Source organism: Streptomyces sp. NPDC047841, from assembly GCF_040704085.1.
Classification (GTDB): Bacteria; Actinomycetota; Actinomycetes; order Streptomycetales; family Streptomycetaceae; genus Streptomyces; species Streptomyces argyrophylli.
Genome location: NZ_JBEYRP010000023.1, coordinates 98,154 through 115,092 on the forward strand (window position 1 = coordinate 98,154; position 16,939 = coordinate 115,092).

At 72.4% G+C, this 16,939-nt stretch carries 14 protein-coding genes and 2 pseudogenes; 11 read left to right on the plus strand and 5 right to left on the minus strand.

Annotation, left to right across the window (positions count from 1 at the left end; genetic code table 11):
* The first annotated feature begins 306 nt into the window (after positions 1–306).
* Both AB0947_RS32555 and AB0947_RS32560 read left to right on the plus strand, forming a co-directional pair.
* Entirely contained in the window at positions 307–2,715 is a 2,409-nt protein-coding gene (locus tag AB0947_RS32555; RefSeq protein ID WP_366753960.1) for a M4 family metallopeptidase, read from the plus strand.
* 88 nt (positions 2,716–2,803) lie between these two features.
* Positions 2,804–2,988: pseudogene (locus AB0947_RS32560) on the plus strand (integrase core domain-containing protein); the annotation flags it as partial.
* Positions 2,989–3,197: 209 nt separating this feature from the next.
* Here AB0947_RS32560 and AB0947_RS32565 read toward each other — a convergent pair.
* Positions 3,198–3,971: a hypothetical protein gene (locus AB0947_RS32565; protein WP_366753961.1), complete on the minus strand. Its 774-nt coding sequence runs from the start codon at positions 3,969–3,971 to the stop codon at positions 3,198–3,200.
* A 123-nt stretch (positions 3,972–4,094) separates the two neighbouring features.
* Here AB0947_RS32565 and AB0947_RS32570 point away from each other — a divergent pair, with 123 nt between their 5' ends.
* The 8 genes from AB0947_RS32570 to AB0947_RS32605 all read left to right on the plus strand — a co-directional run bounded on the left by AB0947_RS32570 (position 4,095) and on the right by AB0947_RS32605 (position 12,667).
* Positions 4,095–4,481, plus strand: coding sequence for a DUF4440 domain-containing protein (locus tag AB0947_RS32570; RefSeq protein ID WP_366753962.1), 387 nt, complete (start codon positions 4,095–4,097; stop codon positions 4,479–4,481).
* An 80-nt stretch (positions 4,482–4,561) separates the two neighbouring features.
* Entirely contained in the window at positions 4,562–4,849 is a 288-nt protein-coding gene (locus AB0947_RS32575) for a hypothetical protein (protein ID WP_366753963.1), read from the plus strand.
* Positions 4,850–4,937: 88 nt separating this feature from the next.
* Entirely contained in the window at positions 4,938–5,564 is a 627-nt protein-coding gene (locus tag AB0947_RS32580; protein ID WP_366753975.1) for a nucleotidyltransferase family protein, read from the plus strand.
* A 161-nt stretch (positions 5,565–5,725) separates the two neighbouring features.
* A complete protein-coding gene (locus tag AB0947_RS32585; protein WP_366753964.1) occupies positions 5,726–6,316 on the plus strand; it encodes a hypothetical protein in 591 nt (196 codons plus the stop codon).
* 333 nt (positions 6,317–6,649) lie between these two features.
* Positions 6,650–7,003: a hypothetical protein gene (locus tag AB0947_RS32590; RefSeq protein ID WP_366753965.1), complete on the plus strand. Its 354-nt coding sequence runs from the start codon at positions 6,650–6,652 to the stop codon at positions 7,001–7,003.
* Between the two features lie 182 nt (positions 7,004–7,185).
* A complete protein-coding gene (locus tag AB0947_RS32595; protein WP_366753966.1) occupies positions 7,186–8,826 on the plus strand; it encodes an alkaline phosphatase D family protein in 1,641 nt (546 codons plus the stop codon).
* Positions 8,827–9,212: 386 nt separating this feature from the next.
* The gene (locus AB0947_RS32600; protein WP_366753967.1) at positions 9,213–9,494 is read left to right on the plus strand and encodes a hypothetical protein; all 282 of its coding nucleotides are present in this window, start codon (positions 9,213–9,215) and stop codon (positions 9,492–9,494) included.
* Between the two features lie 158 nt (positions 9,495–9,652).
* Positions 9,653–12,667 carry a glycosyl hydrolase gene (locus AB0947_RS32605; protein WP_366753968.1) on the plus strand — a complete coding sequence of 1,005 codons (3,015 nt, stop codon included), beginning with the start codon at positions 9,653–9,655 and terminating at the stop codon, positions 12,665–12,667.
* 72 nt (positions 12,668–12,739) lie between these two features.
* Here AB0947_RS32605 and AB0947_RS32610 read toward each other — a convergent pair whose 3' ends face one another.
* The 4 genes from AB0947_RS32610 to AB0947_RS32625 all read right to left on the minus strand — a co-directional run bounded on the left by AB0947_RS32610 (position 12,740) and on the right by AB0947_RS32625 (position 16,641).
* Entirely contained in the window at positions 12,740–13,183 is a 444-nt protein-coding gene (locus AB0947_RS32610) for a glutaredoxin domain-containing protein (protein ID WP_366753969.1), read from the minus strand.
* An 18-nt stretch (positions 13,184–13,201) separates the two neighbouring features.
* Positions 13,202–14,674: a sialidase family protein gene (locus AB0947_RS32615; RefSeq protein WP_366753970.1), complete on the minus strand. Its 1,473-nt coding sequence runs from the start codon at positions 14,672–14,674 to the stop codon at positions 13,202–13,204.
* Positions 14,675–15,196: 522 nt separating this feature from the next.
* Positions 15,197–15,472, minus strand: a complete 276-nt coding sequence (locus AB0947_RS32620; protein ID WP_366753971.1) for a hypothetical protein — start codon at positions 15,470–15,472, stop codon at positions 15,197–15,199.
* Between the two features lie 380 nt (positions 15,473–15,852).
* Positions 15,853–16,641 (minus strand): SDR family oxidoreductase, encoded by a 789-nt coding sequence (locus tag AB0947_RS32625; protein ID WP_366753972.1) that lies wholly within the window; start codon positions 16,639–16,641, stop codon positions 15,853–15,855.
* A 188-nt stretch (positions 16,642–16,829) separates the two neighbouring features.
* On the opposite strand from AB0947_RS32625, the pseudogene AB0947_RS32630 reads away from it, so the two are divergent.
* A pseudogene (locus AB0947_RS32630) lies at positions 16,830–16,939 on the plus strand (transcriptional regulator); the annotation flags it as partial.

A 16,939-nucleotide genomic window follows, 5' to 3' on the forward strand; every position in this document is an offset into this window, starting at 1 on the left:
TCGGTTACCGGCGACCGAATCTTCTGTTTCCACTCCGCCACTTGCTGGCCGATAGCTGCCACCTGGCGAAAACCGGCCACCTCGACACCCTAGCGCCGCTTCCGCATGCGTTGGCATCTTCACTCCGGTGAGGCGGTGTTGACCGTCAGATGGCGCTCGGCGCACGTCCCCCGGAACGTGCGGTCGCGCGTACGGCCCGCTGGCGCGCCACACATCTGAGGTCCCGCCGGCGAGGCCGTGGCCTCCGGCCTCCCCGCAACAGCGGCCGTCCGCACCGACGAACGGCCGAACGGAAGGACTCTTGGGTTGAATCACTCCCGTAACAAGGCCGCGTCGCCGCAGGGTGCGCACGCGCCCCGACGGCGCCTCGCCGCGACCGTGGTGCTCACGGCGGCGGCACTCGCGTTCACCGCGCTGCCCGGCTCGGCCGGCGCCGCCCCCCTCTCCCACGCACCCGAAGGCACCCGCGCGACGGGAGCGCCCCGGCAGATCAAGGCGGCGGCCAGGCCGGGGTCCGGGAGCGTCCACCTGTCGCCCGGGCAGCGCCGGCGGCTGCTCGACCGGGCGGCCGACGCGGCGCCGGACACCGCCCGTTCACTGGGGCTCGGCCCGCAGGAGGAACTGGTCCCGAAGGACGTGGTCCAGGACGCCGACGGCACCGTCCACACCCGCTACGAGCGCACCTATGCCGGGCTGACCGTGATCGGCGGCGACCTCGTCGTCCACCAGCGACAGGGAGCGCGCAGCGTCACCTACGCCTCCAGGCAGAAGCTGACCCTGCCGACGACCGCGGCGAAGGTGCCGGCCGCCACCGCGAAGAAGGCGGCCCTGAGCAAGGCCACGGCGAAGGGCACCCGCAAGGCGGCCACGCACACGGCCCCCCGCAAGGTCGTCTGGATGCTGGGTGACCAGCCGAGACTGGCCTGGGAGACGGTCGTCACCGGCGTCCAGCAGGACGGTTCCCCCAGCGAACGCCACGTCGTGACGGACGCCGCCAGCCAGGACGTCCTGGAGAACGCCGAGCACGTCGAGTCCGCCCAGGGCAACAGCCTCTACAGCGGGCAGGTCACGATCGGCTCCACCCGCCAGGACGACGGCACGTACACCCTGACCGACCCGCTGCGCGGTGGTCACCGGACGCTCGACTCGAGCGTCACCTCCAGCGGTGTCCCGTTCACCAGCGATGTCGACGTGTGGGGCGACGGCACGGCGGCGAACCCCCAGACCGCGGCGGTGGACGCCGCGTACGGCGCCAAGACGACGTGGGACTTCTACCTCGACCGGTTCGGCCGCAACGGCATAGCCGACGACGGCCGCGGCAGCACCTCCCGGGTCCACTACGAGCAGCAGGCCGGGGTCCCCCTCGCCAACGCCAACTGGCAGGACGGCTGCTTCTGCATGAGCTACGGCGACGGCGCGGACGGACACCACCCGGTGACCTCCCTGGACATAGCCGCGCACGAGATGACGCACGGAGTCACCTCCGCCACGGCCGGACTGGGCGACTACGGCGAATCACCGGCCCTCAACGAGGCGATCAGCGACATGATGGCCGCCGCCGTGGAGTTCTACGCCGACAACCCGAACGACGTGCCCGACTACACGATGGCCGAGCTGGACGATCTGCACGGCGACGGCAAGCCCATCCGGTACATGGACCTGCCCTCCAAGGCCGGCATCAGCGCCGTCGGTTACGCGCCCCTGGACTACTGGACGCCTCAGGCGAAGTCGGACGAACCGCACATGGCGGCCGGGGTGGGGGACCACTTCTTCTACCTGCTCGCCGAGGGCAGCGGGCGGAAGACCATCAACGGCGTCAGCTACGACAGCCCCACCTATGACGGGCTGCCGGTGGCGGGCATCGGGCTGACCGGCGCCGCCGACGTGATGTACCGCGCGCTCACCGTCTACATGACCAGCACCACCGACTACGCCGGCGCGCGCACCGCGACGCTCCAGGCCGCCGCCGACCTCTACGGTTCGGGCAGCGACGCCTACGAGGCCGTCGCCAACGCCTGGGCGGCCGTCAACGTGGGGACCGGTTTCGTCCACCACATCGCCGTCGAGCCGCCGCCGACCGAGCCCGTGGCGGTCGGCCAGCCCGTCAGCCGCCGGATCACCGCCTCCAGCAGCCGTCCCGGCAAGCTGACCTACTCCGCAAAGTCGCTGCCCCGCGGGCTGTCGATCGACCACGCCACCGGCCTCGTCACCGGCACGCCCGACAAGGCCGGCGACTACGGCTCGGCCATCGTCGTCACGGACGCGGCCGGGGACACCCGGACCCTCTCGTTCACCTGGACCGCCCTCGAATCCGGCGGGCACTTCTTCGTCAACCCCACCACGTACGTGATCCCCAAGTGGGGCACCGTGGAGTCCCCGCTGGTCGTCCGGGGGAAGCCGGGCAAGGCACCGAGCGACCTGAAGGTCACGGTCGACCTCGAGCACGGGTTCAGCAACGCCATGGTGATCGACCTGATCGCCCCCGACGGCAGCGTCATCCACGTCAAGCCCTGGGGACCCTGGGTGCTCACACCCGAGCTGCACGAGACCTACACGGTCGACGCCTCGGCGGCGGCCAGGGTCGGCACCTGGAAGCTGCGCGTGACCGACGGCACCCCGGGCTTCTACGACCTGGACGCGGGTCATCTCCGGCGCTGGAGCCTGGACTTCTCCGGCGCCGGCCCCGCGGCCGCGACCGGCGCGTCCGCCCGGTAGAGCGCGTCACGGCCACCGCCCGGCAACCAGGGGTCGCCCCCTGGGAGACCGGGCGGTGGCCACGAGCGTCGATGCGGGCCGCGCCTTCGGCAAGGTCGAATGCTTCAACCGCACCCTGCTCGACGAATGGGCCTATTCCGCCCCTACACCAGCAACGCCGGACGAACCCAGGCTCTGGCAGACTTTCCGCACACCTACCACCACCACCGCTGCCACACCGCACTCGGAGGCAAGCCACCAACCAGCCGCGTGAACAACGCTGCGGGTCAATACACCTGGGCGGTGTCTTCACAGTGCAAACCCGGCGACTGGTGTGACTTCGGCGAGTACCGCCGCGTGCCGTGCGAACGCGTCGCTGTGAACGATCAGTCAGTCCGGGCGCCGGCGATCCGGTCTCCGACGGAGCCGCGGCGCAGGTGCGGCCGAGGCAGGCTGCGATGCGCGGCTGTCGTGGCGGCGTCGGCGGTTTCGATCGGGCCGCTTCACACGGTGTTCCGTGTCGCCCCGCGTGCTTCGGTGAGGGCTCGCTGCCTGAGGCCGCCGCCGAACAACTGAATCGTGGTGGCGGCCAGGACGTCGTCCCTGCCGATGGTCCGCCCGTCCCCCCTGTGGGCGGGCCGGGCCGGGAGGGAATCCTTGCGCAACGGGGGTGGGGCCGGTTCGCCCGGCATCACCAGGGTGACCGTCCCGGAGCGCCTGACGCCGCCCTCGCGGACGACCATGGCCGCGTCCCGGGCGAGGTCCGTCAGGAACGCGCTCGCGATGCCGTCCAGGTCGCGGACCAGCGCCGGGACGGCCGTCGCCCCGCGGCTGCGCAGCAGCTTCCTGACCCCGGCCTCGAACCTGTGGGCGCCGGCCACGGCACTCGGTCTGCGCGGTCCGCTGCGCCCGCGAGAAGGCGCGACGGCACCCTCGGCGTCGTACACGACACCGGTCAGACCGCGGAACGTCGGGCTGTGGTCGTACCACGTGCTCCCCACCTCCAGCTCGACGTTCCGGTCGATCGCCGAGAGGAGGTCACCGGGAACCAGCTTCTTCCGGGCCTGCTCCGCCGCCGCTCTCCTCGCGCCGTCGATGATCTCCGTCAGCACCGTCCGCGTCACCGACGCGGCGGCCCACGCGGCCGACCGGGACACGTGCATCGAGGTCACGTCCCTGAACACCGCCTTGACGAGAGAAGGCTTGAACGGCGAGACGTCCGTGACCGATACGGACGCGGGACCGCTGCGCCCAGGCCGTGCGGGCAGTGTGCTCATCGGGACGAACGCTCCCTGCTCTCGGAGTTGTCTGAGACCCACACTTCACCACGCGGACCGCTCTCCGCCCATTCGGAAGAAACGGGTTGCGGCGCCACCCGCGAGTCCGGTGAGGATACGGCCATGGACAGTGCAGCAGACGACGTGAACCAGGCGATCGCAGGGGAGTTGCAGCTCATGGACCCGCGTGTGCGCTCCTCGCGGGAACGCGCCGCGCAGCTCCTCGACCCGGAGTTCGTGGAGGTAAGCGGTTCGGGGCGGCGGTGGACGTACGAGACCATGCTCGCCGAACTGCCCGGCCACCCGGGCAGTTCGGCGGACGGCGCCCGGTATGAGCCCTCCGAGATCTCGGGGGTGCTGCTCGCGCCCGGCCTGGTGCACCTGACCTTCGAGACCGTGCTCGGCGACCGCAGGACCAGGCACAGCTCGATCTGGCGCAAGAGGGACCCGGCCGCGGGCTGGCGGATGTACTACCACCAGGCCACGCGCGTGCCGCCCGGGGTGGAATAGGGTCACCGCCACCTCGCCGACGAGAACGTGCAGCACACCCACGGACCACCGCGCGGCGCCTCGCGTGAGATCATCCGTCCATGAGCAGCGACCTGGACGTGAGCGCTCTGGCGATCAACGTCACGATCCCGCGGGCACTCCGCTGGACGGACACTCGACGCGGTGAGACGTTCGAGCTGACCACGCTCAACGTCCGGCTCCTCCCGGACGGTCACCTCGCCGTGAAGGCCTACGGCAGGCCGGTCGGCGGTGGCCGGGGCGCATACGTCTCGTTCCCCGTCCCCGACGAGCCCGAACTGGCGGCCCTGGTGGCCGAAGCCGCCGGCCGTGCCGGGGAGTTGTGGGCCGCACATCGTGGTCTCGGCTGAGCCCGGTCGCGCCACGCGCGGGGCGCCCTCGCCCGGACGGCAGGCGCCCGGCGGCATGCTGCCGGGCGAGCTGTGGCAGGCAGGGCTGGTGATCAGCCGACTCCCTCTCGACCGGCAACTCGAGTCCCTGCGCGTGGTGCTGTCCCGTAACGACGTGTTGACGGAGGTCCTGTCGCGAGCGGTGACGCTGGAGCTGCCCGGGTGGTACGTGACGGCCGGCTGCCTCTTCCAGACCGTCTGGAACGTCGTCACGGGCCGGCCGCCGGCCCACGGGATCAAGGACTACGACCTCTTCTACTTCGACGGCGGCGACCTTTCCTGGGAGGCCGAGGACACGGTGATCAAGGCCGGACGCACGGTCTTCGCCGGCCTGCCCGCGGAGGTGGAGATCCGCAACGAGGCACGCGTCCACCTCTGGTACCAGGGCAAGTTCGGTGTCCCGTGTCCGCCGTACGACTCCAGTGAGGCGGCGATCGACAGCTTCGCCGCGACGACCTGCTGCCTCGGGGTACGTGTGGAGGCGGACGGCCAGTGGCGCGTGTACGCGCCGCACGGCCTGTCCGACGTGTTCAACCTCGTCGTCCGGCCGAACCCGGTGCTCGCTCCACGGGCGGTCTATGAGGCCAAGGCAGCGCGCTGGCGGGAGCAGTGGCCCGAGCTGACCGTTCTGGCCTGGCCCTCCACGAGCCCCGTGCCACCCTCGCGCAGCGACTGACACCGGCCCGGGATGCCGGGTGCGCGCCCGGACGGCCCTCGCTCGACCGCCTGTACAAGATCCCCCGTTTTGTCCCTGTCTGGCGTACAACCTTCCGGGGTGGCGGGCCGTCTCACCCGGCATCAGAGTTCCGCGACCCAGGCTCGGCCAAGGGGGACAGGATGCGACGAATCAGGGCGGCAGTGGCGGTGACGGTGCTCACGGGGGCCACGCTGTGGACGGCGGCGGGCACCGCGGGCGCGGCCCCGGTGGAGGGGCCGCGCCCGGTGGCGGCCTGCCCGACGGACTGGGGCAGCGGCGCCAAGGGGGATGCCGCCGTGGGCGCCGGGCACCTGGAGGACATCAGGACCGGACAGCACGAGTGCTACGACCGCATCGTGTTCGACGTGCCCGGCGGCGGCGACCGCATCGGCTACCACGTCCAGTACGTCGACCGGTTGTACGCGGACCCCTCGGGCCAGTACATACCGGTTGCCGGCGGGGCGATCCTCGACATCCGCGTCGACGCGTGGAGTTACGACCTGGAGACCGGCAAGCCCACCTACCCGGGGAAGGTGGGCGAGGCCCTGCCCGGTGTGAACGTCAGCGGGTACCGCACCTTCCGGGACACCCGGTTCGGCGGCACCTTCGAGGGCCGGACGCAGGTCGGTCTGGGTGTACGCGCCCGACTGCCGTTCCGTGTGCTCCGACTGGACGGCCGGGTCGTGGTCGACGTGGCCCACAGCTGGACGAGTCAGAGGTCACGCGGATAGGCGTGCGGTCATGATCCGCGGTTCGGTCGTTCGTCCCAGCGGTGAGTGGCCCGTCCCCGCCGGATCAGGCCACGCACGGTGATGTGTTCGGGCAACGGGGCGAGGTCGTCCAAGGGTGTGCCGGACGCCTGAGTTCCGCCGGCTGTCCTTCGTACGGCTGCCAAACCGGCCGGCCCGGCGCGTGCGTGCGTGCGTCGGGCCATCGCCGCGTCATCCTGATGAGTTACCAGAAACGATCCCTCACTCCCCGTTCGAGGGAATCCACGCTTGCTCATGAGCGGCACGGGCATCGCTTGCACTGACCAGGCTTTCCTCGACAGCAAGGAGCCTCTCGTGCCTCTCCGCTCCATCGCAGCGGCCGCCGGTGCCGCTGCCGGCGCTTTCCTGCTGCTCATCGCTGTTCCCAGTCCGGCCTCGGCGGCGACCGGGCAGTTCCGCTACTCGTACACCACCGCCGAGGGATACGAAGCCGTCGGCTTCCTGAACGATCCCGCCAGCGGTGAGTGCATCACCCTCCCTGCGCCGGGCTCCGCGCCCGGTGCTCCTTCCCGGGCGCCCAAGAACCGCACCGACGCCACCGCCACCGTCTTCCTCGACGTCGACTGCGAAGGAGACGTCTACTACAGCCTGCCCCCGGGGGCCGGCGCCTCCGGCCGCCTGCTCGTACGCTCCGTCGTCTTCTCCTGACGACGGCACCCCGGCGGGCCCCTTCGGGGGACGCCGCGGTCGGCTCAGGAGCACCGGCCGAGGGGCCGGAACATGTCCTTCCGTCATGTGAACGTCATGTTCCCGCCAGGTCGCTGCCCCGTCGCGGTGGTCACGGCCGGGTCAACTACCCCCTGCATGCACCGTGACAGGGGAGAGACCGGATGACATCCGCAGCACGCCCGTCCCAGCACGCCCCCGAACTGCGCGCCGCAGCGAGGCACCTCGGCCGACGCCGCTTCCTCACCGCCACCGGCGCCGCCGCCGCGCTCGCCTTCGCCGTGAACCTGCCGGCCGCCGGCACGGCCGCCGCCGGCGAGTCGGACGCCCGGAGAATCACCGACGACCCCTTCACGCTGGGCGTGGCCTCCGGCGACCCGCTGCCCGGCTCGGTCCTGCTGTGGACCCGGCTGGCCCCGCAGCCGTACCAGCCCGACGGCGGACTGCCCGCGCAGCGCGTCACCGTGCACTGGGAGCTGGCCCACGACGCGGACTTCCGCCGGATCGTCAGGCGCGGCACCGCCCCGGCCCACCCCGAGTTCAGCCACACCGTCCACGTCGAGGTCCCCCACCTGCCGGCGGACCGCGTCTTCTTCTACCGCTTCCGGGCCGGCTCCTGGCTGAGCCCCACCGGCCGCACCCGGACCGCCCCGCCGCCCGGCACCCGTCCCCACGCGCTCACCCTGGGCGCCGTCTCCTGCCAGGCCTACGCCGACGGCTACTACACCGCGTACCGCCACCTCGCCGAGGACGACGTGGACGTCGTCTTCCACCTGGGCGACTACCTGTACGAGTACGCCGTCAACGCCACCGGCAACGACCGCGGCTACACCGACCGCGTCCTCCCGGCCCACTTCAACCACGAGACGGTGACGCTGGAGGACTACCGGCTGCGCTACGCCCTGTTCAAGTCCGACCCGGACCTGATGGCCGCGCACGCCGCGCACCCCTTCGTCGTCACCTGGGACGACCACGAGACGGAGAACAACTACGCCGACGACACCCCGGAGGACGGCGGCTCCTCCGAGGAGTTCCTGCTGCGCCGCGCCTCCGCCTACCGCGCGTACTGGGAGAACCAGCCGCTGCGCCGCCCCCAGCTGCCCACCGGATCCGGCATGCGGCTCTACCGCCGCCTGCACTGGGGCCGGCTCGCCCAGTTCGACGTCCTGGACACCCGCCAGTACCGCTCGGACCAGGCCTACGGCGACGGCTGGCAGTACCCCGGTCCCGAGTCCGAGGACCCGGCGCGCACGCTGACCGGCGCCACGCAGGAGCGGTGGCTGATCGACGGCTGGCGCGCCTCGCGGGCGCTGTGGAACGTCGTACCGCAGCAGGTCACCTTCTCCCAGCGGTACAACACCACCGCCACGCCGTCCAAGGTCTCCATGGACTCGTGGGACGGCTACCCGGCCTCCCGCGAGCGGATCCTGGCGGGGGCCGAGGCCGTCGGCGTGGAGAACCTCATGGTCCTCACCGGCGACGTGCACGTGCACTACGCGTTCGACGTCAAGCGCGATTTCCGCGACCCCGGTTCCCGCACCGTGGGCACGGAGATCGTCACCACGTCGATCACCAGCGGGCGGGACGGGGCGGACCGGCCCGGCAACTGGGCCACCTACCTCGCGGCCAACCCGCACATGAAGTTCTACAACGGACGGCGCGGCTACGTGACCGTCACGCTCGGACGGGAAGCGGCCCGCGCCGACTTCAAGACCGTCCCCTACGTCACCAGGCCCGGCGCGCCCGTCACGACCGCGGCGTCCTTCGTCACGGAAGCCGGCGCCCCGGGACTCAAGCCGGCCTGACCCCGGCGCGGCAGCGGGGCCCGTGCGTCGGCTCCCCCTGCCTCTGCCGCACACGGTCGCCGGCCGCCGGGAGCGGCGCCTCGGGCTCCGATGAAGGCGAGTTCGTGGCGCGGCGATACGGGGTGGCGGGCACGGCGGAACGGGGTGGCGGCGCAAGGCGGGTGAACGGCGCGGGGTGCGGGGCGGTGGTCACGCGGCCGTGGCCCGCCTCGGCTACGACGACACCTGGCTCGGCGGCGTTCGGGTGCGGGCCGGCCGGTGCCACCGGGCCGCGCACGGCGGGCCTGCCGGACGGACCGACCGCATCGGGAGCGCTCGGTGTGCTGGTGGAATCGGTACCATCAGCACGCCGTTTCCACAGGTGTTGCCTTCGCAGGAGGGGTCACATGGCCACCACGCTGAGCGCGCTCACCCGCGAGCAGGTCGAGGCAGCCGCCTCCCGGCGCATCCCCCTCCACCACACCACCGGGCTGCCCGGTAGCTGGTACGTCCTCGTCGGCGTCACACTCCACTACGTCCGCGACCTCGTCCAGGACGCCACCGGCGAGAAGCCGGACATCGTGGAAGCCCGCAAGGCGCTGCACGCCCTCGGGTTCCCCCTGTTCTGCTGGGCCTCCGACGGCATGGTCGACAAAGGCCACCCCTGGCACACCGGTCAGACCGACTGACATCGCGCAGACCTCTTGACCCCGCCTCGGCACGGGGCTTAGCGTTCCGGCGTTTACAGCAGATTGAAACGATTCAACTGAAACGATTCAGTCACATCGGCACCAGCACTGCCGCAGCACGTCAAGATCCCTTGCTCGACTCACCCTTTGGGGCGCACATGCATGAACTCGTCTCGCAGCGCGGCGGGATGTCACGGCGCGCGGTCCTCGCCGCCTCGCTGGCCGCGGGCGCCGTGGCCGCCGTCGGTGCCACGGCGCCGGCCGCGACCGCCCTCCCCGCAGACGCCGGGCCGGCTCCCGCCGCCGACTGGTTCGCCGATCCACCGCGCTCGGTGCGCCCCAAGTTCCGCTGGTGGTGGCCGGACGGCCTCGTCGACCCGGACGAGATCGCCCGCGAGATCGACCAGATCGCGGACGCCGGCTTCGGCGGCGTCGAGATCGCGGCCGTCCACCACAGCATCAAGGACAAGTCGGTGCTGGACACCGCCCGCCACGGCTGGGGCAGCAGACCGTGGCTGGACGGCGTCGAGTCCGCCCTGCGCCGCGCCGCGAGACGCGGCCTCACCGTCGACCTCACCCTCGGCCCGAGCTGGCCCGTGGCCGTGCCCGGCATCACCCCCGACGACGCGGCCGCCGCCCAGGAACTCGCCTACGGCCGCGCCTCCGTCACCGGTGGAACCACCTACCAGGGTCCGGTCCCGGAGCCCGTGCGCGCGCCTGCCTCCGGCGTGACCCGCCGGCAGCTCCTCGCCGTCCAGGCCGCCCGCGTCGACACGGCGAACTCCACCCGCAAGGAGACCGGCCTCGACCTGGCCAGCGTCCGCGACCTGACCGCCACCGTCACCGGCGGCGCCCTGACCTGGACCGCGCCCGCGGACGGCGACTGGGTCCTGATCTCCTACTGGCAGCGCGGTTCCGGACAGCAGCCCGAGTCCGGCCCGCACTCCTCGCCCGCCGCCTACGCCGTCGACCACTTCAGCCCCGCGGGCACCACCGCCGTCACCGACTTCTGGGACTCCCTGCTGACGCCGTCGCTGAAGGTCCTGCTGAAGGCCGCCGGCGGCGCGTTCTTCGAGGACTCGGTGGAGCTGGAGACCGACGGCCTCACCTGGACCGCGCAGTTGCCCGACGCGTTCGAGAAGCGCACGGGGCGCCCCCTGCTGCCGTACCTGCCCGCCGTCGTCCTCGACAAGAGCAACCAGGTCTTCGCCTTCGAGGCCCAGGTCACCCGGCAGATCAGGCACGACTTCTGGGAGACCGTCTCGGAGCTGTTCAACCGTCACCACCTGCTCGCCCTCAGGACCTGGGCGCACTCGCTGGGCATGGCCCTGCGCTCGCAGCCCTACGGACTGCAGACCGACGCCATCGCCTCGGCGGCGATCCTGGACATCCCCGAGGGCGAGTCCCTCGGCTTCAAGAACCTCGACGACTACCGCTGCCTGGCCGGCGGCCGCGACATGGCCGGGCGCACGGTGCTGTCCTGCGAGGCCGGCGCGTACAACGGCACGGCGTACAGCACCACGTGGGACCGCTTCCTGCGGACGATGGGCGGCGCGTACGCGGCGGGGGTCAACCAGACCGTCGTGCACGGATTCTCCTACGCCACCGCCCCGCAGGTGAGCTGGCCCGGGTTCGCCGCCTTCAGCCCGTACAACGGCGCCCCCGGCTACGGCGAGTCGTGGGGCCCCCGGCAGCCCACCTGGGGCCATGCCGAGGACATCGCCGGCTACCTGGGCCGCGTACACCGCGTGCTGCAGACCGGCACCGCGCGTGCCGACGTCGCCGTCTTCCGGCAGACCGGCTACACGGCCACCGGCATCGGCGCATCCTGGTTCACCGCCACCGGCATCCCCCTCGGCTGGACCCACCAGTTCCTCAGCGGCCCGCTGCTCGACCTGCCGAGCGCCACCGTCCGCGCCGGCCGGCTGGCGCCCGACGGGCCCGCCTACAAGGCGCTGTTCGTCGAGGGCGACTTCTTCTACGGCTCCACCCCGACGCTCGCCGTCAGCGACGCGCGCAAGCTGCTGAAACTGGCCGAGGCGGGCCTGCCCATGGTCCTGTTCGGCGCCTTCGACCAGGCCCTGACCCCCGGGGTGCCCGGCGACGGGGAGACCGACCGGCTGCGCGCGCTGATGGCCCGGCTGCTCGCCCTGCCGGGTGTCGTTCGGGTCACCGACAAGGCCGCCGTCGGCGACGCGCTCGCCGAGCTCGGTGTCGCCCCCGACGTCCGCTACGCCACCTCCTCCACGCTCCTCAACGCCCACCGGGCCACGGACGACGCCGACTTCTACTACCTGTGCAACGGCAAGCACGCCGAGACCGTCAAGCCCGCGGTGGCCACGATCGACCACGACGTCACCCTGCGCGTCACCCGCGGCCGGGGGGCCACGGTGCCGTATCTCCTCGACGCCTGGACGGGCCGGGCGGTGCGGCTCGCCCGCTACACCCGGGACGGCGACGACGTCACCCTGCGCGTCACGCTCCAGCCCGGGGAGACGGTGATCGTCGCGCTGGGGCGGCCGGGACTGTTCGGCGACCGCTACGGCAACCGTCCGCACGCCGTCGCCTCGGACGCCGACGACGTGCTGTTCACCGGCCGCGGACTGACCGTGCGGGCCGGCGCGGCAGGCTCCCGCACCCGCACCACCCGTCTGTCCGACGGCCGCACGGTCACCACGACCCTGCCGTCCGTGCCCGGCCCCATCACCCCGGCGGCGTGGGAGCTGGAGGTCGAGGACTGGTACCCCGGCTCGGACCCGACCCGTACCGAGCGCGTCCGGCGCACCCTCACCCTGGACGCGCTCGCGCCCTGGTCGAGGATTCCCGAACTGGCCGACTCCGCGGGCGTCGGCCGCTACCGCACCGAGGTCACCCTGCCGGACGGCTGGACCGCGTCCCACGGGGCCGTCCTCGAACTCGGGCAGGTCTCCGACACCGTCCGTGTCACCGTCAACGGCACCTCCGTGCCCCCGGTGGACCGCCTGCACCCCGTCGTCGACGTCGGCCCCTACCTGCGCGGCGGCGAGAATGCCATCGAGATCGAAGTGGCCACGCCGCTCATCAACCGGCTCCGGGTCGCCCAGCCGTCCGTGTTCGGCACGACGGCCCGCCAGGACCACGGCCTGGTCGGTCCCGTCCGGCTCGTCCCGTACGCGCAGGCGGTGGTGTCCTGACGCCCCGGGGCGCACCGGCTCCGACCGGTGCGCCCCGGCGCGGGCGCGGGGGCACGCGAGCCCGCGCGCCCGTCAGTGCGGCAGCCCGGCCCGGAGCTGTTCGCGTACCCAGGCGGGATCGGGGTTGGTGTGCGGCCGGCCCGCCACGACGACGGTCGGCACGGTCTCGTTGCCGTCGTTGGCCGCCCTCACCACCGCGGCTCCCGCCGGGTCGCGCCAGATGTCGACCCAGTGCAGCCGGCGGGCGCCACGGCCCAGCCGGATGCGCAGTCTCATGCAGTACGTGCAGCCCGGACGCCAGTAAACGACCGGGCGACCGTCGACCGCGCTGCGGCGCTGTGCCTCGCGCGCACCGATCGACCTCGGGAAGACCAGGGGCGAGGTCACGCCGGCGAACACCACGAACGCCGTCAGGAGTGCGGCGGCCGTGCCGGGGTTCCCCGCGAAGACCTGCCCGGTCGCGACGGCTGAGCCGCTGAGCACCAGCAGTATCGGCAGTATCCAGGCTCGCATCATGGTGACGCAGGCTATCGGTCAGGGGGTGCGGAGACGGCCGGTGTACACGTCCGTACGGTTCCGAGGTGCGCCGGAGTGGGTTTCGGTGAGCACCGCCCGTACTCCCGTGCCGTCCGCCACCAGGCCCTGGTAGTCGCCGAGGAAGTAGCCCCCGGCGAACGGCGCCCGCAGCCAGTCGAAGACCCGCGAGATCCGTCGTTCGGTGCGCAGCTTCGGGTTTCCGTGCGGCAGCGTGGCCAGTTGGTAGGCGGTGGGCAGGGTGGTGGTGTCGCCGGGCGTGAGGAAGCGCAGGTCGTAGTAGGTGAGCGCGACCGTGCCCCGTTCGGTGACCGCGATCGACGGTGAGAAGGCCGGTACGCCCCTGCGGCTGATCAGCTCCGGGGTGCTCCAGGTGCGTCCGCCGTCGGTGGACCGCACGAGCTGGACGGAGTCGAACTGTCCACCGGAGAAGTCCGAGCCCTCGTAAGCCATGTACAGCGTGCCTGTCCCGGGGTCGACGGCCGGGCTCGGCAGGGTGGCCGCCGCGCGCAGCTGCTTGGCGGGGTCGTTCGGGTCGGCCTCCGGTACGGAGGTGTCCCGGGCCACGGTGACCGGGGCGCTCCAGGTCCTCCCGGCGTCGTTCGAGGTGACCATCTCGTAGCGGGCTTCGACGACGGTGCTCAGGTCGCCGGAGTAGGTGATCCGGTCGAAGAAGTCGTACAGAATGCCGGTGCGCCGGTCGGCGACGATGAGATGGCCGATGGTCTGGGTGTTGGGCACGGTGCTGGTGCCGACGAACCGCCGGGCCTTGCTCCAGGTGCGGCCGCCGTCGCGGGTGAGGGAGATGTAGCCGGGGCCGTCGAGGGAGCCGGGGCCGGGCGGGTCGTTGTCGAGGCGGTTCCAGACCTGGTAGGCGGTGCCCTTGCGGATCGGGTCGGCGGTGAGTGAGGGCTTGTCGTTGAAGAACGGCTGCTCGTCGACGTGCGTGGTGGTGAGGTGGTGCCAAGTCCGGCCGCCGTCGCGGGACGTGACGGCCAGGAGGGCGCTGCGCGTGCTCTTCGTGAAGTCGACGCCCTCCCCGCTCGCGTACACCGTGCCGTCCGGGCCGGTGCTCACCCACGGGTCGGAGGCCCGTTCGTAGTCCGCGCCGCCGGGGGCGCACAGGCTGAACGGCAGTGTGCTCCGGTGGAAGGTGCGGCCGTCCGTGGTCCAGCCGGCCGCCAGGCCGCGGGCGCCGCCGTCGTTCCAGCGGTCCTGCTGGAACACGGTGACCACGCGCCTGCGGTCGCGCGGATCGACGGACAGGTACGGCTCGACCTCGGTGGCCGGGTAGACGACGCTGTCGGGGGACCTCGCTCCGATGGTGCACTTCGCGTACGGGTCGCCGTGGGACACCTTGACCAGCGGCGTGCCGTCGGCGTTCCGGTCCGCCGCGGCGGGAGCCGCGCCGGTGACCGTGGCGAGCAGGAGCGCGGCGGTGGTGACGGCGGTCAGGGGCGGGAAGACGCGCATGCGGGATCTGATCTCCTCCGGGCCTGTCGGCCGGGGTACGGGACCGCCGTCATCGGGGCGGTCTGGGACACGGAGGCGTACCGCAACGCGGGGGTGTGGGGCCGGGCGACTCCGCTTGGTCGTTTTCGGCGTCGCGGCCGGTGTCCTTGATGGGCCGAACGGCGGAGTCGTGGCCGGGGTCGTCGCCGAGCGCGGCGGAGCCGGCCGGCGGGTGCACCGGGCCGGCCGGCTCCTTGGTCGTGGTGTTGCGGCGGGCGGGATCGGATCTGGCTCAGACGGGTGTCAAGGTCGGTACAGCCACGGTGGGGCGGGTGCCGTCACCCATGCCCACCGCGCCGGGCGCACCGGCCGGACCGGTCGCCCAGCCGTGCGCGGACCGGTCAGGTGATCGCGCGCGCGGTCCCGTCCGGCAGCGCGCAGGCGTCACCGGCACAGGGGCGTGAAACGATCTGTCCGCCGGCGGCTGTGCAGTCGTCTGCGGAGATGTTCGGAGACCGGCGGGCGGTTGCCGCGCGCGGGCTTCTAACGCGGTTCGTGAGCCGCCGCCCGGCAGGCACCGGTCGCGGCGCCGCCCGGCACTCCGGCCCCGGTCAGCCCGGTCACACAACCCTGCAGGTCTCCGACCACACCACGGCCGCAGGCCGCGGTGACGGAGCCGGAAGCGGTGGCACCGGCCAGCTCGGCCATCCGTGTGCAGGCGGGGATGTCCGCCCGGACCGCGGGAGCGGCGAGGACCGCACCGCCGAGGGTGAGGGTCAGGCCGGTGAGGGCACCGGCGATACGGGTCGACGTGCGCATGGGACACACCTGCCTTCCGGGGCGGTCGCGGTCCTGACCGGACCCACGCGGTCAGGCCGCCTGGCGACGCTCGGTGAGCGGTGCCCCGGCCGGCGGCCTCCCAGACCGACCGCACGGTCCCGCCCCGCGTCCCTCGCGAGCCGCATCGGGACGTGGTCACCAGGCTGTGGAGGGGCCCTCACTCCAGCATCGCATCCTCTCCCCCTCCCGTCCTGGGCATCGAGGGGCGCGCTGAGTACGGCGATTGCGCGGAGCGCGGAAGCCGGCCTCCTGCGGTGTGCGCGCCGTGTGCGACGTGTACGCGAGCAGTGACTCGGCATGGTCGCCCGGCGTGCCGGCACAGGCACACGTGTCTGTGCCGGGCACGTCCGGCGGGTGTGTCAGCTGGCCTGGGCGGTGGGCATGATGAAGACCTGCGGGAGGTTGACCCGCAGCGGCAGGGATGCGATGAAGCCGACGGTCTGCGCGATGTCGATCGACTGGAGCCAGTCGATGGTGTCCTTGGACCCCTCCAGCCATTCGCGGGCGCCGGTGTCGGTGACGTGGTCCTGCAGCTCCGTGCCCACGATGCCGGGCTCTATCGCGCTGACCCTGACCTTCTTCGGGCCCAGCTCGACCCTGAGGTGCTTCGACAGGTGCGAGACGAACGCCTTGGTGCCGGCGTAGACGGCGAAGGTCGGGTAGAGGTTCTGCGCGGCGCTGGAGGAGGTGTTGATCAGGTCGGCGACACCGCGCTCCTGGGCGGCCCGCACCAGCTGCGGGGTGAACGCGCCGATGACGTTCATCAGCCCGGAGACGTTCAGGTCGATCTGCCGCTGCCACTGGTCGGCGCGCAGCTCCTCGACGGGACCGGGCAGCATGACGCCGGCGTTGTTGAACAGCAGGTCCGCGCCGCCCAGCTCGGTCTGGACACGGTCGGCGGCGGCCTGCACGGCGGCGGCATCGGTCACGTCGACGGTGATGGCCACGGCGGTGCCGCCGTTCTTGCCGATGCGCGCGACCAGGTCGTCCAGCCGCTCGGCGCGCCGGGCCAGCACGGCGACCTTGGCGCCCTGTGCCGCCAGGTGCTCGGCCGTTGCCTCGCCGATGCCGCTGGACGCGCCGGTGACGACGGCCACCCGGCCGTTCAGGGGCCTGGTGGAGGCCGTGGTAGAGGTCTCGGTGGTCATGGGATGACACCCTTCGAAAAGACAAGAGATGCGGAGCGGGACCCGGACGTAGGCCGTCGCGGCCCCTGTCATCCAGCAGACCACCGCCAGACCGGCCCCGGCGGCCCGCAGGTGGCCCTGGTGAGACAGGTACTGGCAGGGCCACCCAGCGGCGGGTGGGTAGCGGCGGGGCAGGCGAGACTGGGTGTATGGACCGCAGCAGCGAGATCGCCGCCTTTTTGCGCACCCGTCGCGCGCGGGTGAGCCCCGAGTCGGCGGGACTGCCCGCCGACGGGCGCGTCCGGCGCGTGCCCGGCCT